This window comes from Streptomyces sp. NPDC055287 (genome assembly GCF_053646035.1).
In genome coordinates this window covers 566,671-593,227 of sequence record NZ_JBSHNE010000002.1, presented here as the reverse complement: position 1 = coordinate 593,227, position 26,557 = coordinate 566,671, and the positions used below count along the sequence as shown (strand labels likewise).

Sequence of the window (26,557 nt, the reverse complement as noted above, 5' to 3'; positions counted from 1 at the left end):
TGATTAGTCCTCCCCCAGGATCTGCGGCACCTTGAAACGCTGCTGCTCCTGGGCGGGGGCGCCGGAGAGGGCCTGCTCCGGGGTGAGCGACGGACGGACCTCGTCCGCGCGCATGACGTTCGTCAGCGGCAGCGGGTGGGAGGTCGGCGGTACGTCTTGGTCGGCGACCTCGGAGACGCGGGCGACCGCGCCGATGATGTCGTCGAGCTGACCGGCGAAGTGATCGAGCTCTTCGCCCTTCAGCTCCAGACGCGCCAGCCGTGCGAGGTGGGCGACCTCCTCGCGCGTGATGCCAGGCATGCAGCGATCCTCAGGGGTGAGTGTGTGGATTTTGGCCCAATCCTATGGGGCCCGGCCCTCTGCCCACGAAACGGATTCCCCGGGAACGGCTTCCTGAACTCTCGCGCGGCTCTTCCGCGCTACTTCACCGGCTGGCCGGAGGGGGACGGGGACTGGCTCTGCGCCTCTTCGAGGGCGGCCGCAGCGGCGACCCTGTCCAGGTCCACCTGCCGGTGCCAGCCCCGCTCGCCCCGGGCCAGCAGCCACGCCGTCGCCTCGTCCGGCGGCATCGCCGCCGCCACCAGCCACCCCTGCACCGCGTCGCAGCCCAGGTCCCGCAGCCGCTCCCACGTCTCGTCGTCCTCGACGCCCTCGGCCACCACCAGCAGGCCCAGCGAGTGGGCGAGGTCGACCGTGCAGCGGACGATCTCGGCGTCCTCGTTGTCGACGGCCAGCCGCGCCACGAAGGACCGGTCGATCTTGAGCTCGCTCACCGGGAGCCGGCGCAGGTGCACGAGGGACGAGTAGCCCGTGCCGAAGTCGTCGAGGGACATCTTCACGCCGTGCCCGGTGAGCCCGGCCAGCGTGTCCGCCGCGCGTTGCGGGTCCTCCAGCAGCACGTGCTCCGTTATCTCCAGCTGGAGGGACCCGGCGGGGACGCCGTGCCGGGCCAGCCGCGCCGCCACCGCGCCGGCGAAGCCGGGCGTGTGGACGTCGCGCGGCGACACATTGACCGCCACCGGGGTGTTCAGCCCCTGCGCGCGCCACCTCGCCACCTGGGCGAGCGCGGTCTCCAACACGTACTCCGTCAAGTGCGGCATCAGCCCCGACGACTCCGCGATGGCGATGAACTCGTCCGGAGGGACCCGCCCGCGCTCCGGGTGCACCCACCGGACCAGTGCTTCGAGACCCGCGACCTGTCCGTCGAAGCGGACCTTCGGCTGGTAGTGGAGTTCGACCTCGCTCGCGTCGAGCGCGCGCCGCAGGTCGCCCAGCAGACCGAGCCGGTCGGGTGTGTTGCTGTCCCGCTTGGACTCGTAGACCTCTACGCCCGTACGGTCGCGCTTGGCCTGGTACATCGCCACGTCCGCGCGCCGCAGCAGCCCCTCCGCGTCCAGCGCGTGGTCGGGGAAGACGGCGACGCCCGCACTGGCCTCCAGAACGAGCGTCAGGCCGTCCAGGTCGAGCGGCGAGGAGAGTTCGGCCACCAGATGCCTGGCGACGCGCTGCGCGCTGGTCGTCGAGTCCGCGGTCGGCAGCAGCACCGCGAACTCGTCACCGCCGAGCCGCGCGGCCTCCGCCCCGCGCGGCAGCGCCAGGCGCAGCCTGTCAGCTATCTGGAGCAGCAGCCGGTCGCCCGCGAGGTGGCCGAGGGTGTCATTGACGGCCCTGAAGCGGTCGAGGTCTATCAGGACGAGCGCGGACCTGGTCCCGATGTTCTCGGCCTCTTCCAGCACCGGCCGGGCCCTCTGCAGCAGCCAGTGCCGGTTCGGCAGCCCGGTCAGCGGGTCCCTCAGCTGCTCCTCCGCCCGGGCCCTGGCGATCCACAGCGTGGAGTCCAGCGCTATCAGCGGTACGGCGAACAGGGGCAGCAGGACCGGCAGCGCCACCGCGATCACGCAGATCAGGGGAGCGATGCCGAGCAGGGCGACCGCGACGAGCGCCTGCCGGTACAGGGCCGTACGGGCGACGGACGGCAGCCGTCCGCCGCGCGGCGCCAGCGCGTACCAGAGCAGCAGGCGGGTGAGGGCGAGGTACGCCATGGCGGCGAGCACGACCTCCGGGACGGTCTCGATCCCCCACTCCAGCGGATTCCAGGGCCTCTCGACAGTCGGTACGTCGCCGAACACGGCCAGCACGAGCGCCGCGACGCCGATGCCCAGGATGTCCACCGCGCCGTGCAGCAGACCCTGTTTCCAGCGGTGCCTGCGGGCCACGCCGACGAGCACCACGACGGACAGGCTGACCAGTCCGGCGGGCACCCAGCCGTACAGCAGCAGGACGGCGAGGGTGAGCGCCGCGCCCGATCCCGTGCCGCCCCACCACCGGTCGCGGCCGAGGGCGACCAGATGGCCGACGATGATTCCGGTGAGCAGCGCGAGGGACCAGCCGACCGTGCTGTCGGGGAACAGCGCCTGGTCCCCGGTCAGGGCGCGGAAGATTCCGGTGGCCAGGACAAGGGCGGCCAGTGTCACGACGGCGGCGGGCAGCGCCCTGTGGGTGCCCGCCCACCGCCGCAGCCGTGAGGCCGGGTCGGCACTCTCGGTCGGTTTCATTCCGTCCCTCTCACAGCCGGCGGTGCCCGTGCCAAGCGCTGGCCCTGTTGTCATGCCGTCCACGACTGAAATCCCTTCCCCGGGCTCCTGATGAGCAGGGGACACCTCATTGCAGCCGTGCACGGCGGGCGCACATCTCAACAGTAGGCCGCAGAAGGCTCTCCGGGGCAGCGGTCCACCGCTGTTGCCCGAATGCGACCCAGCCACCCGCGTCCGTCTGCTATGCGCTGAACGGGTGATCCCGGCTGCGGTTCTTCCCCCCTCTCACCGCCCCTTTCCCCGTCCCGCGGCCCCCCTACTCCTCGGTCGGCACAGCCGCTTCACGGGCCGCGTCGGGACCCTCCGCCAAAAGGACGGCGAATGCCTCTTCGTTCAGAACAGGCACCTTCAACTGCATGGCCTTGTCGTACTTCGAACCGGGGCTGTCGCCGACCACCACAAAACCGGTCTTCTTTGAAACAGATCCGGTCACTTTCGCGCCAAGACTCTGGAGCGCCTCTTTTGCGCCATCCCGCGTGTAGTTCTGCAGCGTCCCGGTCACCACCACGGTGAGGCCCTCCAGCGGACGCGGCCCCTGCTCCTCGCCGGCGCCCTCCTCCTCCGTCCGGACGCCGGCCACCCGCCACTTGCGCAGGATCTCCCGGTGCCAGTCCTCCTCGAACCACTGTTTGAGCGAGGCGGCGATGGTCGGCCCGACGCCCTCCACGGCGGCCAGTTCCGCCTCCGTCGCCTGCTCGATCCGGTCCAGCGAACGGAACTCGCGGGCCAGCGCCTCCGCCGCGACCGGCCCCACGTGCCGGATGGAAAGGCCGGTGATGACGCGGGCCAGCGGCCGCTGCTTCGCAGACGCGATGTTCTCCAGCATGGCGAGGGTGTTCTTCTTCGGCTCGCCCTCCTGGTTGGCGAAGAAGGTGACGACCTTCTCCTCCCCCGTCTTCGGGTCACGCTTGGGAAGACCCGAATCCTGGTCCAGTACGTACGACTTGATGGGCAGCAGCTGCTCGACCTTGAGATCGAAGAGGTCGCCCTCGTCGCGCAGCGGCGGCTCGGCGGGCTCCAGCGGCCTGGTGAGCGCGGCCGCGGCGACGTACCCGAAGTTCTCGATGTCCAGGGACTTGCGGCCGGCCAGGTAGAACAGCCGCTCACGCAACTGGGCCGGGCAGGAACGGGCGTTGGGGCAGCGGAGGTCGATGTCGGCCTCCTTCATCGGCCGCAGCGGCGTACCGCACTCGGGGCACTCGGACGGCATCACGAACTCCCGCTCGCTGCCGTCCCGCAGGTCCGCCACCGGGCCCAGGATCTCGGGGATGACATCGCCCGCCTTGCGCAGCACCACCGTGTCCCCGATGCGTACGCCCTTGGATTTCACCACTTCCTGGTTGTGCAGGGTGGCGAACTCGACCTCGGAACCGGCGACCGTCACCGGCTCGACCTGGGCGTACGGCGTGACGCGGCCCGTGCGTCCCACACCGACCCGGATATTGACCAGTTTGGTGTTGACCTCCTCCGGCGCGTACTTCCAGGCGATGGCCCAGCGCGGGGCCCGCGAGGTCGAGCCGAGCCGGCCCTGGAGCCGGATCTCGTCGAGCTTGACGACGACGCCGTCGATCTCGTGCTCCACGGAGTGCCGGTTCTCGCCGAAGTACGCGATGAACTCTCGTACGCCGATGAGGTCGTTCACTACCTTGTTGTGCCGCGCGACCGGCAGGCCCCATGCGCGCAGCAGCTCGTACGCCTGCGACAGGCGGTCGATGTCCAAGCCCTCACGGGCGCCGATGCCATGCACCACCATGTGCAGCGGGCGGCTCGCGGTGACCTTGGGGTCCTTCTGCCGCAGCGAACCGGCCGCCGCGTTGCGCGGGTTGGCGAACGGCTTCTCCTCCGCCGCCACCAGACGGGCGTTCAGCTCGAGGAACTTCTCCATCGGGAAGTAGACCTCGCCGCGGATCTCGACCAGTTCCGGGATCCGGTCGCCCTTCAGCCGGTCCGGGATGCCCGCGATCGTACGGACGTTGGGCGTGATGTCCTCGCCCGTGCGCCCGTCGCCCCGGGTCGCGGCCCGGGTCAGCCGCCCCTTCTCGTACGTCAGGTTGACCGCGAGGCCGTCCACCTTCAGCTCGCACAGCAGGTGGTACGGCACGGCTCCCAGCTCGCCCGCGACCCGCTCGCCCCAGGCCGCGAGCTCCTCGTCGTCGAAGGCGTTGTCGAGCGAGAGCATGCGCTCGCGGTGCTGGACCGCCGTGAATTCCGTCTCGTACGCCCCCGCGACCTTCTGGGTCGGCGAGTCGGGCGTACGAAGCTCGGGATACTCGTCCTCCAGCGCCTCCAGCGTCCGCAGCAGCTTGTCGAACTCCGCGTCGCTGATGACCGGCTGGTCCTTCACGTAGTACCGGAAGCGGTGCTCCTCGATCTGCTCAGCGAGCTGTGCGTGCCGCTCCCGTGCCTCCGCGGGTACCGCCGCCTGCTGTTCGCCAGCCACCGTCTTGTCCTCCCGTTTCCGATCCCGTTACTCAGGGTTGTCCGCGAGCGATCTCGCCGCCCTGGCGCAGTGCGCGAGCGCGGCGCGCGCATACGCGGGAGAAGCCCCCGCGAGCCCGCACGACGGGGTGATCACCAGGGACTCGGCCAGAGTCCCCGGATTCAGCCCCAGCCTGCGCCACAGCGTCCTGACACCCATGACGCTACCGGCCGGGTCCGACAATGCCGTGTCGGTGCCCGGCACGATTCCGGCGAACAGTTGCGTACCCCCCTCCACCGCCTCACCGATCGCGTCGTCGTCACGCTCCGTGAGCAGCGAGAAGTCGAACGACACCCCCGCCGCGCCGGCCCGGCGCAGCAGTGCGAAGGGCACGTCCGGCGCGCACGAGTGGACCACCACCGGGCCGTCACTGACCCCCATGACGTCCCGCAGCGTCCCCTCGACAACCTGACGGTCCACCGCCCGGTACGTCCGGTACCCGCTCGCGGTCCTGACGTGTCCGCGCAGAACCGCCGTCAGCGACGGCTCGTCGAGCTGGAGCACCACCTGCGCGCCCGGCACGCGCCGCCGGACCTCCGCGAGGTGCGCGCGCAGCCCCTCCGCCAGCGATCCCGCGAGGTCCCTGGCCGCGCCCGGGTCGCCGATCGCCGACTCGCCGCCGCGCAGCTCCAGCGACGCCGCCAGCGTCCACGGCCCGACGGCCTGCACCTTCAGCGGCCCGGTGTACCCCTGGGTGAACTCCTCCAGGGCGTCGAGGTCCTCCCCCAGCCAGGACCGGGCCCGCCGGGTGTCGCGCCCCGGCCGGTCGCTGAAGCGCCAGCCGCTGGGTTCGAGATGGACGTACATCTCGACGAGCATTCCGGCGGTCCGCCCGATCATGTCGGCTCCGGGGCCGCGCGCGGGCAGCTCCGCCAAGTACGGGAAGTCCTCGAAGCTGCCGATGACGGTCTTCGCCGTCTCGCGGGCGTCCCCGCCCGGCATGGACCCGACGCCGGTCGCCGGGCCCCACACGTACTCACCCACGGCGCTCACCGTCCCGGCCGCACGGTGATGTCGTTGACCTCGGCGTCGCGCGGGAGGTCGAGCGTCATGAGGATCGTCGTCGCGACCGATTCGGGGTCGATCCAGCGCGACGGGTCGTACTCCTTGCCTTCCTGCTGGTGGACCTTCTCCTGCATGGCGCTGGCGGTACGCCCCGGGTAGACGGAGGTGACGCGCACGCCGTTGGCGTGCTCCTCCTGCCGCAGGGAGTCGGCGAGGGCCTTCAGGCCGTGCTTGCTCGCGGCGTACGGGCCCCATTCGGCGTGCGCGGCAAGGCCGGCGCCGGAGTTGACGAAGACCACGTGCCCGTTGTCCTGGCGGAGTTGGGGCAGGAAGAGCCGGGTCAGCTCGGCCGGCGAGACCAGGTTCACGTTGAGTTGGTTGTGCCAGGTCTTGGTGCCGAGGTCGCCGATGCGGCCGAGGTCGACGACGCCCGCGATGTGCAGCAGCGAGTCCACCCGCTCCGGCATCGGCTGGTGCGAGAACGCCCAGGAGAGCCGGTCCGGGTTCGCGAGGTCCCCGACGAGCGTACGGGCGCCGGGGAAGCCCTCGGCGAGCTGCTTGGCGCGGCCCGCGTCGCGGGCCATCAGGACGACGTCGTCGCCGCGCTCGTGCAGGCGGCGGGCGACTGCGGCGCCGATGCCCGATCCCGCTCCGGTGATCACATGTGTAGCCATGGGGCCCATGCTCGCATCACTGCACCCCGACGGACTCCTCAAGGTGGGCGAGCGCCGCCACGCCGTCCTCGGCGAAGAACACCAGGTCGGCGAGGGGGATGGGCAGGAAGCCCTCCGCCTCCATCCGCTGGAACTGCAGCTTGAGGCCGTCGTAAAAGCCCTCGGTGTTGAGCAGCACCACGGGCTTGGTGTGCAGGCCGTGCTTCTTGAGCTCCAGTATCTCGGTGGCCTCGTCCAGCGTCCCGGTGCCGCCGACCATGACGACGATCGCGTCGGACCGGGCGAGCAGCAGGGCCTTGCGTTCGGCGAGGTCCTTGGCGATGACCATCTCGTCGGCGTTCTTCCGCGCCACGGTGTGCAGGAATTCCACCGATACGCCGAGGAGCCGCCCGCCTGCCTCCTGCGCGCCGTCCGCGACGACCTTCATCAGGCCGGACTCCGAGCCGCCCCACACCAGGGTGTGGCCGCCCTTGCCGATGAGTTCGCCGAATTCACGGGCGGGGCCGGTGTAGCGCTCGTCCAGGTCGGCGGCGGAGAGGAAGACGCAGATGTTCATTGCCATGAGGAAGAACCTACGCCGCCCACGTGCTGAGGTGTGAGACGGCTGTCGCACCTCAGCGCCCCCGGAGACCAACGAGAGGCTCACCCGTGACCGCAGGACACCGCATCACCATCGAGCAGGGCACGGAGCACGTTCGCGTCACGCACAACGGGCGGGTGGTGGCGGAGAGCCGCCGTCCGCTGCTGCTGCGCGAGACGGGTCTGCCGGTGCGGTACTACCTCCCGCCCGACGACGTCAGGACCGATCTGCTGACGCCGTCGGACAAGCGCACCCACTGCCCCTTCAAGGGATACGCGTCGTACTGGTCGCTCCCGGGCGCGGCGGATCTGGTGTGGGCCTACCTCGACCCGAAGCCCGAAGTGGCAGCCGTGAAGGGCCACTTCTGCTTCTACGAGACGGAGGTTGTCCCCATGGGCTGAATTCTTTGGCGGGGAGCGATGAGTTCCCGGGCGCCGCCGAGTCAGCACCGGGAGGCGGTGGCCCCGACGCCGGCGTACGACGACGTGGTGATGGGCGACGGCACGGTGCCGGTGGAGCGGCCGGCGTCGGTCGGGCCACCGGTGCTCGTGGTGGACGGCGGGGCGAGCCCGCCGGCGATGCGGGACGCCGCGCGCCGGGTCGCGGGGACGGTGCGGCGCGGCCGCCACCGGACGCTGACGGGGCAGGTGCACGACGTGGCACCGCGGGTACTGGCCCCGGTGCTGCGGGAGTTCGTCACATCGTGAACCCGGGCGCCGCCCGGCCCCCACCTCGAACGCCGGAGGTGCTGGACCTGGTTGCGGCCGATCGGGGTCACCCGAGGGCGCGAAGCCCCCGGGGGTTCAGAGAGCTGCCGCGGCCGCCCGGGACGTCGTCGCGATCGTGGCCGAGCCGACCACGCGCGTGCCGTCGTACAGCACGATCGCCTGGCCGGGGGCGACTCCGCGCACCGGCTCCTCGAACGTGACGCGCAGCTCGCCGTCGACCAGCTCCGCCGTCACCGGCGTCTCGCCGCCGTGCGCGCGCAGCTGCGCCGTGTACGTGCCGCTCCCCGCCGGGGCCGTGCCGCACCAGCGGGGCTTGATCGCCGTCAGGGCGGTGACGTCCAGGGCCTCGACCGGCCCCACCGTGACCGTGTTGTCGACCGGCGAGATGTCCAGGACGTAGCGCGGCTTGCCGTCGGGCGCAGGGTGGCCGATGCGCAGGCCCTTGCGCTGGCCGATGGTGAATCCGAAGGCGCCCTCGTGGCTGCCGAGCTTCGTACCCGACTCGTCGACGATGTCACCCTCGGCCGTGCCGAGACGGCCGGCCAGGAAGCCCTGGGTGTCGCCGTCCGCGATGAAGCAGATGTCGTGGCTGTCCGGCTTCTTCGCGACGGCGAGGCCCCGGCGCTCCGCCTCCGCGCGGATCTCTTCCTTCGTGGTGAGCGTGTCGCCGAGCGGGAACATCGCGTGCGCGAGCTGGCGCTCGTCGAGGACGCCGAGGACGTACGACTGGTCCTTGGCCATGTCGGACGCGCGGTGCAGCTCCCGCGAGCCGTCCTCCCGGAGCACGACCGTCGCGTAGTGCCCGGTGGCCACCGCGTCGAAGCCCAGGGCCAGCGCCTTGTCGAGCAGAGCCGCGAACTTGATCTTCTCGTTGCACCGCAGGCAGGGGTTCGGGGTGCGCCCGGCCTCGTACTCCGCGATGAAGTCCTCGACCACGTCCTCGCGGAAGCGCTCGGCGAGATCCCAGACGTAGAAGGGGATGCCGATGACGTCGGCGGCCCGGCGCGCGTCCCGCGAGTCCTCGATCGTGCAACAGCCCCGCGCGCCCGTACGGAACGACTGCGGGTTGGCGGACAGGGCAAGGTGTACGCCGGTCACATCGTGCCCGGCCTCGGCGGCTCGGGCGGCGGCAACGGCGGAGTCGACCCCGCCGGACATGGCGGCGAGGACACGGAGGCGGCGCTGGGTCTCAGTCATAGCTCCACCAGGGTAGACGGAACCACCGACAGGGCCGAAAGCGTTAAAGGGCTCATGAAGCAGAAGAAGACGGCAGGGGTGAGCAGACGCGCTCTGTTCATCGGGGGCGGCGCAGCCGTCGTGGGCGGTACGGCCGCCCTGTTCGGGGAGGAGCTGTCCCGGCTCTGGTGGCTGGTTCCGGGCATCGACAAGCAGCGTACGGAGGGAGAGGTGGATCACAAGGGTGCCCAGTGGGTGGCGGCATCGGCCGGAAATCTGCGGACCGCCGACCGTCCCGCCGACTACACCATCGACCGGATCGTGATCCATGTGACGCAGGGCAGCTTCGCCTCGGCCGTGCGCGTCTTCAGGGACCCGCTGCACGCGGCGGCGGCGCATTACATAGTGCGCGCGAAGGACGGCCACATCGCGCAGATGGCGCGGGAGCTGGACGTGGCGTACCACGCCGGGAACCGCGCGTACAACGAACGCAGCGTCGGCATCGAGCACGAGGGTTTCGTCGACCGGCCGGAGAACTTCACGGACGTCATGTACCGCTCGTCGGCCCGCCTCGCCGCCGGGATCTGCCGACGGTACGAGATCCCCGCCGACCGGGAGCACATCATCGGCCACGTCGAGGTCCCGGGCACCGACCACACCGACCCGGGCCCGCACTGGAACTGGAGCCGCTACCTCCGGCTCGTACGGGAAGAGCTGGCGGACGGTCCCGCGGTCAGGACCTAGGCCGGCGCGGTCAGACGAGCCCGGCCGTACGCGCCCGCTCCACCGCCGGACCGATCGCCTGCGCCACCGCCGCCACATCCTCGGCGGTCGAGGTGTGGCCGAGCGAGAAGCGAAGCGTGCCGCGCGCGAGGTCCGGGTCGGTCCCGGTGGCCAGCAGAACATGGCTCGGCTGGGCGACTCCGGCCGTACAGGCGGATCCGGTGGAGCATTCGATGCCCTGCGCGTCGAGGAGGAGAAGCAGGGAGTCGCCCTCGCAGCCCGGGAAGGTGAAGTGGGCGTTGGCCGGCAGCCGGCCGCCCGGGGCCGGGTCGCCGCCGAGGATCGCCGTGGGGACGGCCGCGCGTACCGCCGCGACCAGCTCGTCGCGCAGCCCGCCGATCTCGCGCGCGAACCACTCGCGCTGCTCGGCCGCGATCCGGCCCGCCACCGCGAACGCCGCGATGGCCGGGGCGTCGAGCGTGCCGGAGCGCACGTGCCGTTCCTGACCGCCGCCGTGCAGCACGGGCACGGGGGTGTACTCCCGGCCGAGCAGCAACGCGCCCGTGCCGTACGGTCCGCCGATCTTGTGCCCGGAGACGGTCATCGCGGCAAGTCCGGATGCCGCGAAGTCGACGTCGAGCTGGCCGTACGCCTGTACCGCGTCGGCATGCAGCGGTACGCCGAACTCGACCGCGACATCGGCCAGTTCGCGGACCGGCATGACGGTGCCGATCTCGTTGTTGGCCCACATCACGGTGGCCATGGCGACATCGGAAGGGTCGCGTTCGATGGCCTCGCGGAGCGCGTGCGGATGGACCCGGCCGTACGAGTCGACCGGCAGGTACTCGACGGTCGCGCCCTCGTGTTCGCCCAGCCAGTGGACGGCGTCCAGGACCGCGTGGTGCTCGACGGGGCTGGCCAGCACCCGGGTTCTGCGCAGATCGGCGTCGCGGCGCGCCCAGTACAGGCCCTTCACGGCGAGGTTGTCGGCCTCCGTGCCACCGGCGGTGAAGACCACCTCGCTCGGCCTGGCGCCGAGGGACTCGGCGAGTGTCTCGCGGGCCTCCTCGACGGTACGCCGCGCTCTTCGGCCGGCGGCGTGCAGGGACGACGCGTTGCCGGTGACGGCGAGCTGGGCGGTCATTGCCCCGACCGCCTCCGGAAGCATCGGGGTGGTCGCGGCGTGGTCGAGGTAAGCCATGGTGCGCTCGATTCTACGAGCCCGCCGGCCGCTCCCCGGTCCCGCCCTTGACCACGCCGCGTCCGGTCAGCCGCCGAAGGTCCAGGACACGGTGTTGTCGGCGGAGGAGAGGACGGCGAGGACCACCAGGTCGGCCACCCCGAGGCCGAGGCCCAGCAGTGCCCTGCCCCTGCGTTCGGAGCCGCGCCACAGGGCCAGGGACGCCAGGACGACGGCGGTGGGGCCGAGGAAGATGTTGAACACCAGCAGCCCGACGAGGCCGAGCACGAACGAGGCGACAGCCATGCCGTCGGCGTCCCGCGTGCCGGTCCGGGCGTGTGCGGATGCGGTGAACTCCATGGCGTGTTCAGCTCCTTCGGGTGGAACGTCGCGAGTGCCGCTCACGGGCGGCGAAGACGAGCAGCCAGACGCCGATGAGCGCGGCGGCGACGAGGGACACCGGGGCCGGTACGTGCGCCACCGAGCCCATCAGCACCCCGAGCAACAGCAGAGCCGCTACGAGGAAGAACACGTGAACCCCTCCTGGGAGTACGACTGTTCACTGACTTACGAGTCTAGTGTTCCCCCCAGGGTTCCCCGCAATCGGAGAACAGTTGTTTACTGGATGTTATGAGTCACACCGTCGGCGTCCGCCAGGCCCAGAAGCAGAAGACCCGCAAGGCCCTGATGGACGCGGCGCTCATCCTGCTGGAGGACCAGAGCCTCAGCAGTCTCGGCCTGCGCGAGGTCACGCGCGCCGTCGGCGTCGCCCCCACCGCCTTCTACCGGCACTTCCGGGACACGGCCGATCTGGGCGTCGCACTCGTCGAGGAGGCGCTCGGCAGCCTGCATTCCGTGATCCGCGGGACCCTCGCCGCGACCGGCGACAGCGCTGCGCGCATCGACAGCACGGTCGGCCTCATCGCCCGCCACGTCCACGCGTACCCCGCACACGTCCGCTTCGTCACCCGCGAACGCCACGGGGGTGTGGAGCGGGTGCGCGCGGCGATAGGCGAGCAACTGCGCCTGTTCGCCGACGAGGTGGCGGCCTGGCTCGCCACCCAGCCGGACTGCGCGGCTTGGAGCGAGGACGACCGGCGGATGCTCGCGCACGTCTACGTCGATCACATGGTGATGACCGCGTCGGCCTTCCTGGAGGCCGAGCAGTACGGCGAGGAGCGCGTCGCGGCCGCCGCCTCCCTCGCCCGCCGGCAGCTTCGCCTGGTCGGCCTCGGACGCCGTCACTGGCTGGACTGAACGCAGGGCCCGTCCGGGCCCTGCGGCGAGCTCGGCCGAGCGCGAGTCTCGGCCGAGCGCGAGTCTCGGCCGAGCGCGAAGCGCACTCGCGCCTGAAGCTCAGTCGCGCGGCGCTCGTGCCAGCTGGCGGGACTGGGCGACGAGCCGGTCCGCGCTGTCCCAGACCTCCGCGTCCTCCTCCAGGAACCCGCCCGCGAGGTTGCGGGTGGTGATGGAGACGCGCAGCGGCCCCGGGGCGGGCCGGCAGCGAATGTGGGTGGTGAGTTCGACGGTCGGCGTCCAGCCCTTGAGGCCCAGTTCGAACGAGGTCGGCGGCAGCGCGTCGACCGTGAGCAGCAGCGAGAGCGGGTCCGCGTCACGACCGTCGGCGAGGCCGAACCAGCCGCGCATCTCGCCCTTGCCGGAGGGCGCGCCGACGGCCCAGCCGACGGTGGCGGGATCGAGCCTGATGTTGAGCCGTTCGGTGATCGCCGAGCTGCCGGGGATGACGGCGGGCCCGGCTTCGGCGCCGAGGCAGTTCTCGTACGCCGGCATGACCGGCGGCCGGGCGGTCGTGCGGACGTCGTCGGGGAGGGCGTCGAGGTCGCCGTAGGAGGCGATGACGCGGATCCGTTCGACCTCGGTGCCGTCGTCGGCGTACTGGAAGAGGGAGGCCTGGCCGGTGGAGAGGGTCCGCCCGCTGCGGACGGTCTGCGTCCGGACGACCGCCTTGCCGGGCGCGGAAGGCGTCAGGTAGTGCGCCGAGACCGTGAACGGGTCGGGGTGCGGCAGGGCGTCACCGAGCGCCCGGCCGAGCAGCGCGAGGAGGTAGCCGCCGTTGACGGCGTGGATGATCGTCCAGCCCGCGGAGAGCTCCGCGTCGTAGACGCCCGGTGCCCGCGCCGTGAGGGCGGTGTCGCGGTCGAACTCACTGTCCCCGATGGATGCCTGTGCCATGGCATGCACGGTACACCGACACATTACTAAGCGGTAGCTAAGCGCGGTCTCGGTTTGGGTATCGGCCCCGCTCAACCACTCCGGATCAAACGGCCCGATCCAACGGTCCGGAACGAACGGTCCGGATCAGGTCGTGGCCTCGGACTTCTCCTCGGACTTCGCCGAGCTCCGGTGCCAGGCGCGCGGCGCCCGCCAGTGGAAGTGCATCGCGAGCAGCCGCAGCAGGAAGGCCGTGAGGACGGCGACCCCGCTGGTCACGGCGTTCAGTGCGTCGAAGCGGATGCACAGGGCGACCATCGCGGCGCCGACGATCGCGGGGACGGCGTACAGATCGCGGTCCCAGCGCAGCAGTGAGGGCACCTCGTTGGCGAGCACGTCACGCAGTACGCCGCCGCCGACGGCGGTCGCCAGGCCGAGCGCCGCCGAAGCGGTCAGTCCGAGCCCGTAGTCGTACGCCTTGGTGGTGCCGGTGACGCAGAAGAGCCCGAGCCCGGCCGCGTCGAAGGCGTTGACCGCGCCCTGGATGCGCTCGACCTCGGGGTGCAGGAAGAAGACCAGAGCGGCCGCGACCAGCGGCATGGTGAAGTACCCGAGATCGGTGAAGGCGGCCGGCGGCACCGCGCCGATGATGAGGTCGCGGAACAGCCCTCCGCCCAGCGCGGTGACCTCTGCGAGCACCGCCATGCCGAAGACGTCGAAGTTCTTGCGTACGGCGAGCAGCGCGCCGGAGATCGCGAAGACGAAGATCCCGACGAGGTCGAGGGCATGCTGGACGGAGGGCGTGAAGAGTTCCTGGAACACCGGGCAATTGTGCCGGTTCTAATCCTTGCCTATGTCCCCCGTGTTCGCGGACGCGGCCCCCGGCGCCTGGTCCGGCGCGTTCTCCGGGTGGTGGCAGGCCACCTGGTGGCCCGTCTTCAGGGCGGTCAGCACCGGCTCGCGCGTCTTGCAGATGTCCGTCGCCTTCCAGCACCGCGTGTGGAAGCGGCATCCCGGGGGCGGGGAGATCGGCGAGGGCACGTCGCCCTTGAGCAGGATGCGCTCGCGCTTGTGCTTGCTGCGCGGATCGGGCACCGGCACGGCCGACAGGAGCGCCTTGGAGTACGGGTGCATGGGCGACTCGTACAGCGCCTTGCGGTCCGCCAGCTCGACGATCTTGCCGAGGTACATCACTGCGATGCGGTCCGAGACGTGGCGGATGACCGACAGGTCGTGCGCGATGATCACGTACGTCAGCCCGAGCTCGTCCTGGAGGTCGTCCAGCAGGTTCACCACCTGCGCCTGGATCGACACGTCCAGCGCCGACACCGGCTCGTCCGCGACGACCAGTTTGGGCTTGAGCGCGAGCGCCCGCGCGATGCCGATGCGCTGGCGCTGCCCGCCGGAGAACTCGTGCGGATAACGGTTGTAATGCTCCGGGTTGAGCCCCACCAGTTCGAGCAGCCTTTGGACCTCCCGCTTCACGCCGCCCTCGGGCGTGATGTTCTGCAGCTTGAAGGGCGCGCTGACGATCGTGCCGACCGTGTGGCGCGGGTTCAGCGAGGAGTACGGGTCCTGGAAGATCATCTGCACGTCGCGGCGCAGCGGGCGCATCTGCGCGGTGCCGAGGTGGGTGATGTCCCGGCCCTCGAACTCGATCTTCCCGCTGGTCGGCTCCAGCAGCCGCGTGATCAGCCGGCCCATCGTCGACTTGCCGCAGCCCGACTCGCCCACCACGCCGAGGGTCTCCCCGGGGCGTACGTCGAAGTCGAGACCGTCGACGGCCTGGACCGCGCCGACCTGGCGCTGGAGAACGCCCTTCTTGATGGGGAAGTGCTTCACCAGGCCGCTGACCTTGAGCAGGGGCTCGGGCGAGGGCGACGGCGAAGAGGATGCCTGCTCCGGGATCGTCACTTCAGGATCCTTCGTCTCGCTCACAGCTTCGGCGCAATCTCTTCGGTCCAGATCCGCGTCCGGTCCTCGGCCGCCATGTGGCAGGCGGAGTAATGCCGTTCGGCTTCCTGCCCGGGCAGCACCTTGAGTTCCGGCCGCTCGGTGCGGGTGATCCCGCCCTTGGGCACGTCCGCGTACGGGCAGCGCGGGTGGAACGCGCAGCCGCTCGGGATGTTGATCAGGCTGGGCGGCGAGCCCTTGACGGGGATGAGCCGCTCGGTCTGGTCCCGGTCGATGCGCGGCATTGAGCCCAGCAGGCCCCAGGTGTACGGGTGCTGGGGCTCGTAGAAGACCTTCTCGGCGGGCCCGCGCTCGATGCACCGGCCGCCGTACATCACCAGGATGTCGTCGGCCAGCTCGGCGACGACGCCCAGGTCGTGCGTGATGATGATGACCGCCGAGCCGAACTCCTTCTGCAGATCCCGGATCAGGTCGAGGATCTGCGCCTGGACGGTGACGTCCAGCGCGGTGGTCGGCTCGTCCGCGATGAGCAGCTCGGGGTTGTTCACCAGCGCCATCGCGATCATCGCGCGCTGGCGCATGCCGCCGGAGAACTCGTGCGGGTAGCCGTCGAACCGCTTGTCGGGCTGCGGGATGCCGACCCGGTCGAGCAGTTCGATCGCGCGCCGCTTGGCGGTCTTCTTGTCGACCTTGTTGTGGATGCGGTAGGCCTCCACGATCTGGTGGCCGATCGTGTAGTACGGGTGCAGCGCGGACAGCGGGTCCTGGAAGATCATCGAGATCTCGCGGCCGCGCAGCTTGCGTACGTCGTCGGGGGCGGCGGAGAGCAGCTCCTTGCCGTCCAGCCAGATCTCGCCCGAGATCTGGGCCTTGCGCCGGCCGTACTGGCCGACCGTGTGCAGGCCCATGATGCCGAGCGAGGTCACCGACTTGCCGGAGCCGGACTCGCCCACGATGCCGAGGGTCTTGCCCTTCTCCAGCTGGAAGGAGAGGCCGTCCACCGACTTGACGAGGCCGTCGTCGGTGGGGAAGTGCACCTTGAGGTCGCGTACGTCGAGGAAGGCATCCGTCTGCGGGGAACCGGAGCGTACGGGCTCGCCGACCGCACCGGTCTTCGTCAAGGGGGCTCCGGGGGCCTCCCCCGGGACAGGCACAGTGGTCACGAGAGCCTCACTCGGGGGTCGATCACGGAGTACAGGATGTCCACGACGAGGTTCGCGAGCACGACGGCAGCGGCGGCGATGAGCGTGACACCCAGGATGAGCGGAAGGTCGAAGTCACCGATCGCCTTGACCGCCGCCTGGCCGAGGCCCGGGAGGCTGAAGGCGGTCTCGGTGAGGATCGCGCCGCCGACCAGGGCTCCGAGGTCCATGCCGAGGATGGTGAGGATCGGCGTCATCGTCGAGCGCAGGGCGTGCTTGCCGACGACGACCGGTTCGCTCAGGCCCTTGGCCCGGGCGGTACGGATGTAGTCCTCGCCCAGGACCTCCAGCATGGTGGCGCGGGTGAGCCGGGCGTACATCGCCGCGTACAGGAAGGCGAGGGTCACCCAGGGCAGCACCAGGCCGCTGAACCAGGCGAGCGGGTCCTGTGCGATGTCCACGTACTCGGCGTCGAACCAGCCCAGTTGGGTCCGGAAGATCGCCAGGGAGAGCAGCGCGGTGAAGTAGATCGGGAGGGACACGCCGGCGAGCGCGATGGTCATGGCCGTACGGTCGATCGCCGTACCCCGCTTGAGGGCGGAGATGATGCCGGTGGTGACACCGACGATGACCCACAGCACGCACGCGCCGCCCGCCAGGGACAGCGTCACGGGCAGCCGCTCGGTGAGTACGGGCCAGATCTCCTGCTCCGTACGGAACGAGTAGCCGAAGCACGGCGCGTCACAGTGGAACGACGAGCCGCCGCCTGTGTAGTCGCGGCCGACGAACAGCCCACTGACGAAGTTCCAGAACTGCACCAGGATGGGATCGCCGAGGCCGAGCTTCTCCCGGACACCTTCGATCGCGCCTGGGTCCGCCTGCTTGCCGATGAACATCGCGGCGGGGTCGCTGCCGGTCAGTTTCGGGATGACGTAGAAGATGCCGAAGGTCACGAGAGTGACCACGAGCAGCATCACGACGACGGCGGTCAGCCGCCTGATGAGGTATGCGAGCACTACGGTCGGCCCGGCGGCGGCCCGGGAATCCGGTGAGGGATCCCCGGGCCGCCGCACGCGGCCATCACCTGCCCTTCGGGCTTAGCGGCGGGTGTGCCGGCGGAGCGAACGGACGGTCACTTGACGCCGAGGGAGGCGTAGTCGTAGCGGCCGTTGTAGGAGTCGGCCGTGTAGACGTTGGTCAGCCGCGAGCTGCGCCAGATCACGTTCTTCTCGAAGGTGAAGGGCAGGTAGACCGCGTGCTCGGAGACCTTCTCGTTGATCTGCTTGTAGTACTCGGCCGCCTTGTCGGGGTCCGTCTCAAGCATCGCCTTGTCGAACAGGCCGTCGATCGACTTGTCCTTCAGCATCGAGAAGTTGTTGTTGCCGCTGTCGAGGATGAAGCGGCTGTCGACCAGCGGCTGCGAGAAGCCCTGACCGGTGGGGAAGTCGGCACCCCAGCCCATGATGATGATGCCGTACTTCTTCTTGTCGACGTTCTTGGGGGCGCCGATGATGCCCGAGGTCTGCGCACCGTCGTACTGGTCGATCTGCACCTTGATGCCGATCTTCTGCAGCGACGCCTGCATCGACTCGGCGGTGGCGATCTCCTGCGGCTTGTTGTTGCGGACCGCGATGGTGGTCTCGAAGCCGTTCGGCTTGCCGCAGGCCTTGAGCTCTTCCTTGGCCTTGGCGATGTTGCCCGTGGTGTCCTTCAGGACGCTGTACGGGTCGTACTTCGCGTCCGAGCCCTTGATGCTCGGCGGCAGCATATTGGTGGCGATGTCGCCACCCGCCATCGGGCCGCCGCGCGCGGTCTGCAGCGACTTGTGGTCGGCGCCGTAGATGACCGCCTTGCGGCAGTGGACGTTGTCCATCGGCTTGACCGTCTGCGGGAACACCGCGTACCGGATGAAGCCGGTCTGCGGGTTGTCGACGTTCGCCTTGTGGTCGCGCAGCGCCTTGGTGCGGCCGGCCGGGCTGATGCCGGTGGCGTTGACGTCGATGTCGTAGTCGCCCTCGATCAGGCGGTTGTCCATGTCGTCGGCGTTGGTGATGAGCTTGAGCGAGACCTTGTCCGGCAGCGCCTTGCGGACGGTGTCGGTGTCCTTCTTCCAGTTGGGGTTGCGGCTCAGCTCCATGCCCTTGTTGGGCGTGTAGGAGTCGATCTTGTACGGGCCGTTGGAGAAGGGCTTCAGGCCGTACTTCTCGACCGTGTCCTTGTCCTGGCGGACCGGCGTGGCGGCCGGCATGGCCAGCATCTGGAGGAAGTCACCGTTGGGCTTCGGCAGCTTGAAGACGATGGTCTTGTCGTCCGGCGTCTCGATGGCCTTCAGGCCCAGCTTGTCGGCCGACTTGTCCTTGTACGGGCCCTTGTACTCCTTCTTCGGGTCCAGGACCTGCTGAAGGTAGATCGGGCCGCCGGAGATCTTGTCCTGGGCCCAGATGCGCTCGATGCCGTACTTGATGTCCTTGGAGGTGACGGGCTTGCCGTCCTCCCAGGCCAGGCCGTCCTTCAGCTTGAAGGTGTACGTCTTCTTGTCCGCCGAGACCTGGCCGGTGTCGGTCGCCATGTCGGCGACGAGCTCGGTGGACTCGGTGCCCGCGACCGGCTTGAACGTGATCAGCTGGCGCGTGTAGTAGCGGGCGAAGTCCCACATGAAGCCGTAGTAACCACGCTGCGGGTCCCACGAGTCGGAGTCCTGCGTACCGATGAACTTGATCGTTCCGCCCTTCTTGTCGGAAGGGTTCGCGATCTTGCCGACGGCGGCGTTGAAGCCCGGGGCCTTGCCCTTGCCGTCGGACTCGTCCTTGCCGCCGCCACCGCAGGCCGCGGTTCCGACGAGCGCGGCGACTACGAGCGCCGAGCCGGCGGCGAGCCGTCGCCTGGAAGAACTGTTGGTTGTCACGATCTCGCAACCTCCGTGAGAGTGGCGGTCCTTGGCAGGACCGACGTTTGGGGTGGCCTCCTGACACATCGGCAGGGGCGGCGCGTGGGAACTTGTGGGTGGTACGGGGCGGCCGGTCAGCGGGACCCCTTCGGGTCCAGCGCGTCACGCACGCCGTCGCCGAAGAGGTTGAAGGCCAGCACGGTGACGAAGATGGCCACGCCGGGCGCGATCATGAACATCGGGTCCGCCTCGTAGTACTCCTTCGCCTTCGAGAGCATCTGCCCCCAGGAGGCGGTCGGCGGCTTGACTCCGGCGCCCAGGAAGCTGAGAGCGGCCTCGCTGAGGACGTTGGTCGGAATCATCAGCGTCGTGTAGACGGTGATCGGGGCCACCAGGTTGGGCAGCAGCTCCTTGAAGAGGATGTACGCGCGGCCCGCGCCGAGGCTGCGTGCCGCCTCGACGTACTCGCGCTCCCTGAGGGAGAGCGTCTGGCCGCGGACGATCCGGCCCACGTACGGCCATCCGAAGAAGCCGATGACGACGATCAGCGCGCCGATGCGCACCCCGGAACCGCTGAATCCCCACAGGGAGTTGGGCAGTACAGAGACCAGCGCGATGATGAAGAGCAGCTGCGGGAAGGCCAGCAGTACGTCCATCACCCGGCTGATCGCCGCGTCGACCCAGCCGCCGAAGTAACCGGCGATGATCCCGAAGACCGTGCCGAGCACGACGGCGAAGACGGCCGCGAGGAAGGCGACCAGCAGCGAGATCCGGGCGCCGTAGACGAGGCGGCTGAACACGTCGCGGCCGTTGACCGGTTCGACTCCCAGCAGGAAGTCGGAACTCATGCCGCCCCAGCTGCCGATCGGCGTGCCGAACAGCGGGTCGATCTTGTCCTCGTGGAAGTCGTTCGGCGGGTGACCGAGCGCGCTCACGATCAAGGGCGCGAACACCGCGACCAGGATCAGGAGCAACACGACCACGCCGCCGGCCAGCGCCACCTTGTCGCGCTTCAGACGCACCCACGCGATCTTCCAGGGCGAGCGGCCTTCGATGGCTTTCGCCGGAACATCGGCCGCGACGTCAACGGCGGCGGTCTCTGCCGCGCTCGTGTCGTGCAGTGGTGCCGTCATCGTGGTGGGGACCCCTCTCGGCTCGGCCGACGGGTGGTCGGCCCGCGCCTGCCGCTGTAGCGGCTTGTTCGCATCGCAGGTGCAAGTGGTGCAGATAGCTGCAAAAGCTGCAGAAGGTGCTCGGACAAACGCAGTTGATACGGGGAAAGCGGGTCGTACACAGGACCGACGTTCCTTGTTGCGGGAGTCTTCAATGAGCGCGCGATCACCCGCCAGACCTGGCGGGCAATGGATGCGTAACCGTGATGTGGCCTGTGGCCTTCCGTTATCCGGACGCCGTGATCGGCTGAGCGGATCAGAAGCGGCCTATTGCACCAGACCGGACATGCCGCCCAACGGCCGTTATGAACCGCCGAATTGGGCTTCGGGCATCCGGTGGGCCGGGGTCGTCCTCAGTAGGCGCGCGGGGCCGGGTAGCCGTAGCCGCCCTGGTCGGCGGAGGAGGGAGCGGCGGGCGCGTGCGCCTCGCGGTCGTAGAACGGACGGGCGTTGGCGCGCAGCCACATGGACACCGGGTCGTACTCGTCGGACATCGCGACGGTGGACACGGGCAGCCCGTCGGGGACGACACCGATCGACTGCTGCATCATCGCGCGCACGGCGTCGACGGACTGCTGGCTCGTGTCGTAGAGATCGAGTCCGATGGCCAGATACGGCGCCCCGAGCGCCGGCTGCACCCACGCGCGGCGCAGCGCGCGGACCGCGGGCGTACGGTGGGCGTTCTGCGTGAGCAGAGCGTAGAACTGCGGGATCTCGATGGCCGGTTCGGACAGCCGCAGCGGCCCCGCGGGCATCCGGTCGAGCCCGGTCGCGATCCGCCGCAGGTCGAGCCAGGGGATGCCGACACCGCCGCCGGGGGCGTGCGGATTGAGCCAGATGCCCCAGCGGTCGGGGAACAGGGCGTGCGCGACGTCGTTCGCGGACACCACTTCGTACGCCCGGCTCCAGCCGCTCGCGGCGAGCTCCTGGGCGGAGGTGACGCACGGCGCGTAGCCGAGGCCGTCGACGTCCATGTTTCCGTACTGGGCGTCGGGGGACCCGGCCTGGCCGTGCCAGAGCAGCATCCAGAGCTTGCCTCCCGCCGGGTCGGCGAGGGCGCGCAGGAGTGCCTCGTACGCGTCGTAGCGCCCGGGTGTCACCTGGCGCAGCATGTGCTCGACCTGCCCGGCCGCCGCAGTGCCTGACGCGCTCACCCTGGGTCCCGCCCCTCTTCGATCCACCGTGTCGGTTGTCGACCAAGCTTAAGCGGCAGCACTGACACAGCACACGAGTCAGGCACGCGTGTAGAAAGGCCGGACCTTCTCCAGCATCCAGCCGGCGACCGGGTCCTGCGCCACGTCCAGCAGGACGAGGCTGACCTCCCAGGGCACCCGGACCCGGCCGAGCGCCCGGCCGAGGGCGTCCATCGGGGCGTTGCGGTCGGCGCCCTCCCAGGTGGACAGCTGCACGCCGACGAAGAGCACCGGGGACCCGCCCTCGACGCTCGCGAGCGCCCGGCGGGCGGTCAGCACCACACCGCTCTCCTCGAACTCCCCGGCGGCGGCGGCGAGGAAGTCGACCGGCTCCTCCTGCCAGTCCGGCTCGAAGAGCCGCACCCGGCCGCCGCTCGCGGGCCCGTCCAGCGGCGTACGGCCGGCCCGGCAGAGCTCGGCGACGGCGGGCGGCGGCAGCGGCACACCGACCGCGCCGTCCGGGTTCACCGCGATGCCGAGCTGCGGGGGCAGGCCGCGGGCGAACTCGCGGGCGGGCGCGACGGTGAAGGACATGTGGGGCCCGGCGCAGTGGCGCAGCTGCTCCTCGGAGCTGTACACGGGGACGTACGCCTCGCCGTGGATCTGCAGGGTGGGCAGGTCCAGGTTCGGGGAGTCGGGCCCGCCGCCGTTCGGCAGCGGCACCCACACCTGACTGCGGCCCAGCACCTCGACTATGCGGCCGCCGGCGGCGGGGTTGCCGAGCGAGGCGCCGAGGACCTCTTCGAGCTCGTTGCCGGGCCAGCCGTTGCCGCCGTGAGGGTGGGCCGGTGCGGGAAAGTCTGGGTAGTCCACGGCACGACTTTAACGCGGGGCACGGGTGCCCCGGGGCTCAGCCCCGGGCCCCGCTCCCCGAACGCCGGACGGGCCGGACAGTGCCGCCGAGCGGCGCGGGGTAGGCCCGTGGGCCCTCGCTACGTGCGCGCCGGGGCCGGGAAGTCGATCATCGTCAGCGCGCCCGCCGCGTCCCGGTCCAGCAGCACCGCCGACGCGCAGCCGACCGGCAGCCGGCCGGCCTCCGCGTCCCGCACCAGCCGGCCCACCGCCCGCCGGTGCCGGGCGAAGGCGTAACCCGAGACGCCGCGGCCCCGCTCCTGCTGTCCGGCCCGCGCCACGTCGGCCGTGACGTCGAGCAGCACCAGGTGCAGCGCGACGCCGCGGCGGCGGGCGTCCCGCGCCAGCCAGCGCCGCACCCAGGCCTGCGTACCGCAGTCGTGCACCACGACGCCGTCGCCCGAGCGCAGCGCCCGCCGCAGGCCCGCGTAGTGCGCCGCGCGGACCAGCGGCCGGTAGAGGGCGTACGGCAGCAGGCGCGGCATCCGCGCCTCCCAGCGCTCGCGCACGTCCTGCGAGTCGATGCGGTGCGCCGCCGCGCTCGCCGTACGCCGGATCAGGGTGCTCTTTCCGCTGCCGGGGAGGCCGGACACGACCACCGTGTCACCGGCGTCGAAGCCCAGTGCCCGCGGGCTGCGCCCCTCGCGCTCGCGCAGATCGCGCACGGTCGGCTCCGGCCGGCGGGCGGCCGACCTGACGGGCACCGGCACGGGCACGGCCACGCCCTGCTGAGCGGGCACCGCACGGTGTGTGGTGCCCGCGGTCGTCGCGTACACGCCTGGCTGCTGGAACGTCATCGTCTTCCCCCTGTCGGGTGTCCCCCACCCTTCCCCCCACCCTTGCCCAAGAAGTGTAAAGAAAAGGTAATGCGTCACAAGTCCATTTCCGTGCAATGATGTGCGCGCCAACTGCATACCGGCCGCTTGAATCCGCGCGGGAGAGTCCGAAGCACTGTGTGCCGAGGACGCCGAAGGAGCAAGTTCCTCCCTTGAATCTCTCAGGCCCCGTACCGCGCGGGCGAGGCAGATCTGAAAAGCGGGCCGCTTCGTCGCGGCTCCACCCAAGGTGCAAGCCGGGACTCTCTCGGTGAACCTCTCAGGTTCCGATGACAGATGGGGAGGATTGTCCTCGCCTGTCATGCCCTGGGAGCCCCACACATGAGCAATGTCCCCCGTCACACCGCCCTCGACGCGCTGCATCGTTCGCTGGGCGCGACCATGACCGACTTCGCGGGCTGGGACATGCCGCTCCGGTACGCCAGCGAGCGCGACGAGCACAACGCCGTACGCACCCGTGCCGGCCTCTTCGACCTCTCCCACATGGGCGAGATCACGGTCACCGGCCCGCAGGCCGTGAACGCCCTCGACTACGCCCTCGTCGGCAACATCGGCACGGTCGGCCTCGGCCGCGCCCGCTACACGATGATCTGCCAGGAGGACGGCGGGATCGTCGACGACCTGATCGTCTACCGCCTGGCCGAGAACGAGTACATGGTCGTCGCCAACGCGGGCAACGCCCAGATCGTCCTCGACGCCATCACCGAGCGCGCCGCCGGTTTCGACGCCGTCGTACGGGACGACCGTGACGCGTACGCCCTGATCGCCGTCCAGGGCCCCGAGTCCCCAGGCATCCTGAAGTCCGTCACCGACGCCGACCTCGACGGGCTGAAGTACTACGCGGGCCTGCCCGGCACCGTCGCCGGTGTCCCCGCGCTCATCGCCCGTACCGGCTACACCGGCGAGGACGGCTTCGAGCTCTTCGTCGCCCCCGCCGACGCCGAGAAGCTGTGGCAGGCGCTGACCGAGGCGGGCAAGGACGCCGGGCTCGTACCGGCCGGCCTCTCCTGCCGCGACACCCTGCGCCTCGAAGCGGGCATGCCGCTGTACGGGCACGAGCTGACCACCGCGCTGACCCCCTTCGACGCGGGTCTGGGCCGGGTCGTGAAGTTCGAGAAGGAGGGCGACTTCGTCGGCCGCGCCGCCCTCGAGGCCGCCGCCGAGCGCGCCGAGACCGCGCCTCCGCGCAAGCTGGTCGGCCTGATCGCCGAGGGCCGCCGCGTCCCGCGTGCCGGTTTCTCCGTGGTCGCCGACGGCAAGGTCGTCGGCGAGGTCACCTCCGGCGCCCCGTCTCCGACGCTGGGCAAGCCGATCGCCATGGCGTACGTCGACGCCGCGCACGCTGCGCCCGGCGCCTCCGGTGTGGGCGTCGACATTCGCGGTACGCATGAGCCGTACGAGGTCGTCGCGCTGCCGTTCTACAAGCGCCAGAAGTGACCCCCCGCACAACCTCCCCGTTCATCAGCACTCCCCCGCGTACAGGAGAATTCAGGTCATGAGCAACCCCCAGCAGCTGCGTTACAGCAAGGAGCACGAGTGGCTGTCGACCGTCGAGGACGGCGTCGCGACGGTCGGCATCACGGAGTTCGCGGCCAACGCGCTCGGTGACGTCGTCTACGCCGACCTCCCCTCCGTCGGCGACACGGTGACCGCGGGCGAGACCTGCGGCGAGCTGGAGTCGACCAAGTCGGTCAGCGACCTGTACTCCCCGGTGACCGGCGAGATCGTCGAGTCCAACCAGGACGTCGTCGACGACCCGTCGCTGGTGAACTCCGCCCCGTTCGAGGGCGGCTGGCTCTTCAAGGTGCGCGTCGCGGAGGAGCCGGCCGACCTGCTCTCCGCCGATGAGTACGACGCCCTCTCCTCCGGCAACTAAGACCTCGAACGGGACCGTGATGACGCTTCTCAACACTCCCCTGCATGAGCTCGACCCGGACGTCGCCGCCGCCGTCGACGCCGAGCTGCTCCGCCAGCAGTCCACCCTCGAAATGATCGCCTCGGAGAACTTCGCTCCGGTCGCGGTCATGGAGGCCCAGGGCTCCGTCCTCACCAACAAGTACGCCGAGGGTTACCCCGGCCGCCGTTACTACGGCGGCTGCGAGCACGTCGACGTGGTCGAGCAGATCGCCATCGACCGCATCAAGGCCCTCTTCGGCGCCGAGCACGCGAACGTCCAGCCCCACTCGGGCGCCCAGGCCAACGCCGCCGCGATGTTCGCGCTGCTGAAGCCCGGCGACACGATCATGGGTCTGAACCTGGCGCACGGCGGGCACCTGACCCACGGCATGAAGATCAACTTCTCCGGCAAGCTCTACAACGTGGTCGCGTACCACGTGGACGACGCCACCGGTGAGGTCGACATGGCCGAGGTCGAGCGCCTCGCCAAGGAGTCGAAGCCCAAGCTGATCGTGGCCGGCTGGTCCGCGTACCCGCGTCAGCTCGACTTCGCCGCCTTCCGCCGCGTCGCGGACGAGGTCGGCGCGTACCTCATGGTCGACATGGCGCACTTCGCCGGTCTGGTCGCCGCGGGCCTGCACCCCAACCCGGTGCCGCACGCGCACGTCGTCACCACGACCACGCACAAGACCCTCGGCGGCCCGCGCGGCGGAGTCATCCTCTCCACCGCCGACCTCGCCAAGAAGATCAACTCGGCGGTCTTCCCCGGACAGCAGGGCGGCCCGCTGGAGCACGTCATCGCCGCGAAGGCCGTCTCCTTCAAGGTCGCCGCGAGCGAGGAGTTCAAGGAGCGCCAGCAGCGCACCCTGGACGGCGCCCGCATCCTGGCCGAGCGCCTGGTGCAGCCCGACGTCACCGAGCACGGCGTGTCCGTCCTCACCGGCGGCACGGACGTCCACCTGGTCCTCGTCGACCTGCGGAACTCCGAGCTCGACGGCCAGCAGGCCGAGGACCGCCTCCACGGTCTCGGCATCACCGTCAACCGCAACGCCATCCCGAACGACCCCCGGCCTCCGATGGTCACATCGGGTCTGCGGATCGGTACGCCGGCCCTGGCCACCCGCGGTTTCCAGACCGAGGACTTCACCGAGGTCGCGGACATCATCGCCGAGGCGCTGAAGCCGTCGTACGACGCCGAGGCCCTGTCCGCCCGGGTCACGGCCCTGGCCGGCAAGCACCCGCTTTACCCTGGTCTGAAGTAGTTACGTACGACACAGACTGAATACCGGGGCACCGCGCACACTGAACAGTGAGTGCGGTGCCCCGCACCGTGTCGCCCCCGCCTTGATCATCT

27 protein-coding genes and 2 riboswitches are annotated in these 26,557 nt (G+C 70.3%); of the genes, 7 read left to right on the top strand and 20 right to left on the bottom strand.

The annotated features are described in order from the left end of the window. Positions 1-3 precede the first annotated feature (3 nt). From gatC to ACWIHY_RS05950, 6 genes are all read right to left on the bottom strand, one after another. A complete protein-coding gene (gene gatC, locus ACWIHY_RS05975; protein ID WP_015036350.1) occupies positions 4-300 on the bottom strand; it encodes an Asp-tRNA(Asn)/Glu-tRNA(Gln) amidotransferase subunit GatC in 297 nt (98 codons plus the stop codon). A 119-nt stretch (positions 301-419) separates the two neighbouring features. Next, positions 420-2,609, bottom strand: coding sequence for a putative bifunctional diguanylate cyclase/phosphodiesterase (locus tag ACWIHY_RS05970; protein WP_454374363.1), 2,190 nt, complete (start codon positions 2,607-2,609; stop codon positions 420-422). 241 nt (positions 2,610-2,850) lie between these two features. Continuing rightward, positions 2,851-5,034, bottom strand: a complete 2,184-nt coding sequence (gene ligA, locus ACWIHY_RS05965) for an NAD-dependent DNA ligase LigA (protein ID WP_454374362.1) — start codon at positions 5,032-5,034, stop codon at positions 2,851-2,853. A 27-nt stretch (positions 5,035-5,061) separates the two neighbouring features. Further along, entirely contained in the window at positions 5,062-6,057 is a 996-nt protein-coding gene (locus ACWIHY_RS05960; RefSeq protein ID WP_454374361.1) for a methionine synthase, read from the bottom strand. 5 nt (positions 6,058-6,062) lie between these two features. Next, positions 6,063-6,752, bottom strand: a complete 690-nt coding sequence (locus tag ACWIHY_RS05955) for an SDR family oxidoreductase (protein WP_454374360.1) — start codon at positions 6,750-6,752, stop codon at positions 6,063-6,065. Positions 6,753-6,768: 16 nt separating this feature from the next. Then, the gene (locus ACWIHY_RS05950; protein WP_454374432.1) at positions 6,769-7,308 is read right to left on the bottom strand and encodes an LOG family protein; all 540 of its coding nucleotides are present in this window, start codon (positions 7,306-7,308) and stop codon (positions 6,769-6,771) included. A gap of 92 nt (positions 7,309-7,400) precedes the next feature. Here ACWIHY_RS05950 and ACWIHY_RS05945 point away from each other — a divergent pair, with 92 nt between their 5' ends. Together ACWIHY_RS05945 and ACWIHY_RS05940 are read left to right on the top strand one after the other, a co-directional pair. Then, the gene (locus tag ACWIHY_RS05945) at positions 7,401-7,733 is read left to right on the top strand and encodes a DUF427 domain-containing protein (protein WP_454374359.1); all 333 of its coding nucleotides are present in this window, start codon (positions 7,401-7,403) and stop codon (positions 7,731-7,733) included. Between the two features lie 18 nt (positions 7,734-7,751). Then, on the top strand, positions 7,752-8,039 hold the full coding sequence (locus ACWIHY_RS05940; RefSeq protein WP_454374358.1) for a hypothetical protein: 288 nt from the start codon (positions 7,752-7,754) through the stop codon (positions 8,037-8,039). A gap of 96 nt (positions 8,040-8,135) precedes the next feature. Here ACWIHY_RS05940 and mnmA read toward each other — a convergent pair whose 3' ends face one another. Next, on the bottom strand, positions 8,136-9,257 hold the full coding sequence (gene mnmA / locus ACWIHY_RS05935) for a tRNA 2-thiouridine(34) synthase MnmA (protein ID WP_454374357.1): 1,122 nt from the start codon (positions 9,255-9,257) through the stop codon (positions 8,136-8,138). Positions 9,258-9,311: 54 nt separating this feature from the next. Between mnmA and ACWIHY_RS05930 the strand changes: the two genes are divergently transcribed. Continuing rightward, the gene (locus tag ACWIHY_RS05930) at positions 9,312-9,980 is read left to right on the top strand and encodes an N-acetylmuramoyl-L-alanine amidase (RefSeq protein WP_454374356.1); all 669 of its coding nucleotides are present in this window, start codon (positions 9,312-9,314) and stop codon (positions 9,978-9,980) included. A gap of 10 nt (positions 9,981-9,990) precedes the next feature. Here ACWIHY_RS05930 and ACWIHY_RS05925 read toward each other — a convergent pair whose 3' ends face one another. The 3 genes from ACWIHY_RS05925 to ACWIHY_RS05915 form a co-directional block, all read right to left on the bottom strand. Continuing rightward, positions 9,991-11,160, bottom strand: a complete 1,170-nt coding sequence (locus tag ACWIHY_RS05925) for a cysteine desulfurase family protein (protein ID WP_454374355.1) — start codon at positions 11,158-11,160, stop codon at positions 9,991-9,993. A 66-nt stretch (positions 11,161-11,226) separates the two neighbouring features. Next, on the bottom strand, positions 11,227-11,499 hold the full coding sequence (locus ACWIHY_RS05920; protein ID WP_454374354.1) for a DUF4190 domain-containing protein: 273 nt from the start codon (positions 11,497-11,499) through the stop codon (positions 11,227-11,229). Positions 11,500-11,506: 7 nt separating this feature from the next. Next, a complete protein-coding gene (locus ACWIHY_RS05915) occupies positions 11,507-11,671 on the bottom strand; it encodes a hypothetical protein (RefSeq protein WP_454374353.1) in 165 nt (54 codons plus the stop codon). 98 nt (positions 11,672-11,769) lie between these two features. On the opposite strand from ACWIHY_RS05915, the gene ACWIHY_RS05910 reads away from it, so the two are divergent. Next, positions 11,770-12,396, top strand: coding sequence for a TetR family transcriptional regulator (locus tag ACWIHY_RS05910; RefSeq protein ID WP_454374352.1), 627 nt, complete (start codon positions 11,770-11,772; stop codon positions 12,394-12,396). 99 nt (positions 12,397-12,495) lie between these two features. On the opposite strand, the gene ACWIHY_RS05905 is transcribed toward ACWIHY_RS05910, so the two are convergent. From ACWIHY_RS05905 to ACWIHY_RS05860, 10 genes are all read right to left on the bottom strand, one after another. Then, a complete protein-coding gene (locus tag ACWIHY_RS05905) occupies positions 12,496-13,332 on the bottom strand; it encodes a thioesterase family protein (protein ID WP_454374351.1) in 837 nt (278 codons plus the stop codon). Positions 13,333-13,458: 126 nt separating this feature from the next. Then, positions 13,459-14,133 carry a trimeric intracellular cation channel family protein gene (locus ACWIHY_RS05900; protein ID WP_454374350.1) on the bottom strand — a complete coding sequence of 225 codons (675 nt, stop codon included), beginning with the start codon at positions 14,131-14,133 and terminating at the stop codon, positions 13,459-13,461. A gap of 18 nt (positions 14,134-14,151) precedes the next feature. Continuing rightward, positions 14,152-15,225, bottom strand: a complete 1,074-nt coding sequence (locus tag ACWIHY_RS05895; protein WP_454374349.1) for an ABC transporter ATP-binding protein — start codon at positions 15,223-15,225, stop codon at positions 14,152-14,154. A gap of 20 nt (positions 15,226-15,245) precedes the next feature. Further along, positions 15,246-16,379: an ABC transporter ATP-binding protein gene (locus ACWIHY_RS05890; RefSeq protein ID WP_454374431.1), complete on the bottom strand. Its 1,134-nt coding sequence runs from the start codon at positions 16,377-16,379 to the stop codon at positions 15,246-15,248. Between the two features lie 5 nt (positions 16,380-16,384). Continuing rightward, the gene (locus ACWIHY_RS05885; protein WP_454374430.1) at positions 16,385-17,383 is read right to left on the bottom strand and encodes an ABC transporter permease; all 999 of its coding nucleotides are present in this window, start codon (positions 17,381-17,383) and stop codon (positions 16,385-16,387) included. A 116-nt stretch (positions 17,384-17,499) separates the two neighbouring features. Beyond that, positions 17,500-19,275, bottom strand: a complete 1,776-nt coding sequence (locus tag ACWIHY_RS05880; RefSeq protein ID WP_454374429.1) for an ABC transporter substrate-binding protein — start codon at positions 19,273-19,275, stop codon at positions 17,500-17,502. A gap of 113 nt (positions 19,276-19,388) precedes the next feature. Beyond that, positions 19,389-20,387, bottom strand: coding sequence for an ABC transporter permease (locus ACWIHY_RS05875; RefSeq protein WP_454374348.1), 999 nt, complete (start codon positions 20,385-20,387; stop codon positions 19,389-19,391). A 392-nt stretch (positions 20,388-20,779) separates the two neighbouring features. Next, a complete protein-coding gene (locus ACWIHY_RS05870) occupies positions 20,780-21,580 on the bottom strand; it encodes an enhanced serine sensitivity protein SseB C-terminal domain-containing protein (protein WP_454374347.1) in 801 nt (266 codons plus the stop codon). Between the two features lie 78 nt (positions 21,581-21,658). Beyond that, positions 21,659-22,432 carry an enhanced serine sensitivity protein SseB gene (locus ACWIHY_RS05865; protein WP_454374346.1) on the bottom strand — a complete coding sequence of 258 codons (774 nt, stop codon included), beginning with the start codon at positions 22,430-22,432 and terminating at the stop codon, positions 21,659-21,661. 119 nt (positions 22,433-22,551) lie between these two features. Continuing rightward, complete coding sequence (locus ACWIHY_RS05860) at positions 22,552-23,268, bottom strand: AAA family ATPase (protein ID WP_454374345.1); 717 nt, start codon at positions 23,266-23,268, stop codon at positions 22,552-22,554. A gap of 127 nt (positions 23,269-23,395) precedes the next feature. Next, positions 23,396-23,493, top strand: a riboswitch (glycine riboswitch). Then, positions 23,494-23,593, top strand: a riboswitch (glycine riboswitch). 35 nt (positions 23,594-23,628) lie between these two features. Here ACWIHY_RS05860 and gcvT point away from each other — a divergent pair. Genes gcvT through glyA form a run of 3 tightly spaced genes read left to right on the top strand, consistent with a single transcriptional unit; the run spans position 23,629 to position 26,465 of the window. Beyond that, positions 23,629-24,744: a glycine cleavage system aminomethyltransferase GcvT gene (gcvT, locus tag ACWIHY_RS05855; protein WP_454374344.1), complete on the top strand. Its 1,116-nt coding sequence runs from the start codon at positions 23,629-23,631 to the stop codon at positions 24,742-24,744. 58 nt (positions 24,745-24,802) lie between these two features. Beyond that, positions 24,803-25,183, top strand: a complete 381-nt coding sequence (gene gcvH, locus ACWIHY_RS05850; RefSeq protein ID WP_454374343.1) for a glycine cleavage system protein GcvH — start codon at positions 24,803-24,805, stop codon at positions 25,181-25,183. Between the two features lie 19 nt (positions 25,184-25,202). Then, positions 25,203-26,465 (top strand): serine hydroxymethyltransferase, encoded by a 1,263-nt coding sequence (gene glyA, locus ACWIHY_RS05845; protein WP_454374428.1) that lies wholly within the window; start codon positions 25,203-25,205, stop codon positions 26,463-26,465. Positions 26,466-26,557: the final 92 nt, after the last annotated feature.

Coding starts and splice junctions, on each gene's coding strand:
- gatC (WP_015036350.1), bottom strand. CDS start 300: ATGCCTGGCATCACGCGCGAGGAGGTCGCCCACCTCGCACGGCTGGCG.
- ACWIHY_RS05970 (WP_454374363.1), bottom strand. CDS start 2,609: ATGACAACAGGGCCAGCGCTTGGCACGGGCACCGCCGGCTGTGAGAGG.
- ACWIHY_RS05955 (WP_454374360.1), bottom strand. CDS start 6,752: ATGGCTACACATGTGATCACCGGAGCGGGATCGGGCATCGGCGCCGCA.
- ACWIHY_RS05950 (WP_454374432.1), bottom strand. CDS start 7,308: ATGAACATCTGCGTCTTCCTCTCCGCCGCCGACCTGGACGAGCGCTAC.
- ACWIHY_RS05940 (WP_454374358.1), top strand. CDS start 7,752: ATGAGTTCCCGGGCGCCGCCGAGTCAGCACCGGGAGGCGGTGGCCCCG.
- mnmA (WP_454374357.1), bottom strand. CDS start 9,257: ATGACTGAGACCCAGCGCCGCCTCCGTGTCCTCGCCGCCATGTCCGGC.
- ACWIHY_RS05930 (WP_454374356.1), top strand. CDS start 9,312: ATGAAGCAGAAGAAGACGGCAGGGGTGAGCAGACGCGCTCTGTTCATC.
- ACWIHY_RS05925 (WP_454374355.1), bottom strand. CDS start 11,160: ATGGCTTACCTCGACCACGCCGCGACCACCCCGATGCTTCCGGAGGCG.
- ACWIHY_RS05920 (WP_454374354.1), bottom strand. CDS start 11,499: ATGGAGTTCACCGCATCCGCACACGCCCGGACCGGCACGCGGGACGCC.
- ACWIHY_RS05910 (WP_454374352.1), top strand. CDS start 11,770: ATGAGTCACACCGTCGGCGTCCGCCAGGCCCAGAAGCAGAAGACCCGC.
- ACWIHY_RS05905 (WP_454374351.1), bottom strand. CDS start 13,332: ATGGCACAGGCATCCATCGGGGACAGTGAGTTCGACCGCGACACCGCC.
- ACWIHY_RS05875 (WP_454374348.1), bottom strand. CDS start 20,387: ATGACGGCACCACTGCACGACACGAGCGCGGCAGAGACCGCCGCCGTT.
- ACWIHY_RS05860 (WP_454374345.1), bottom strand. CDS start 23,268: ATGACGTTCCAGCAGCCAGGCGTGTACGCGACGACCGCGGGCACCACA.
- gcvT (WP_454374344.1), top strand. CDS start 23,629: ATGAGCAATGTCCCCCGTCACACCGCCCTCGACGCGCTGCATCGTTCG.
- gcvH (WP_454374343.1), top strand. CDS start 24,803: ATGAGCAACCCCCAGCAGCTGCGTTACAGCAAGGAGCACGAGTGGCTG.
- glyA (WP_454374428.1), top strand. CDS start 25,203: ATGACGCTTCTCAACACTCCCCTGCATGAGCTCGACCCGGACGTCGCC.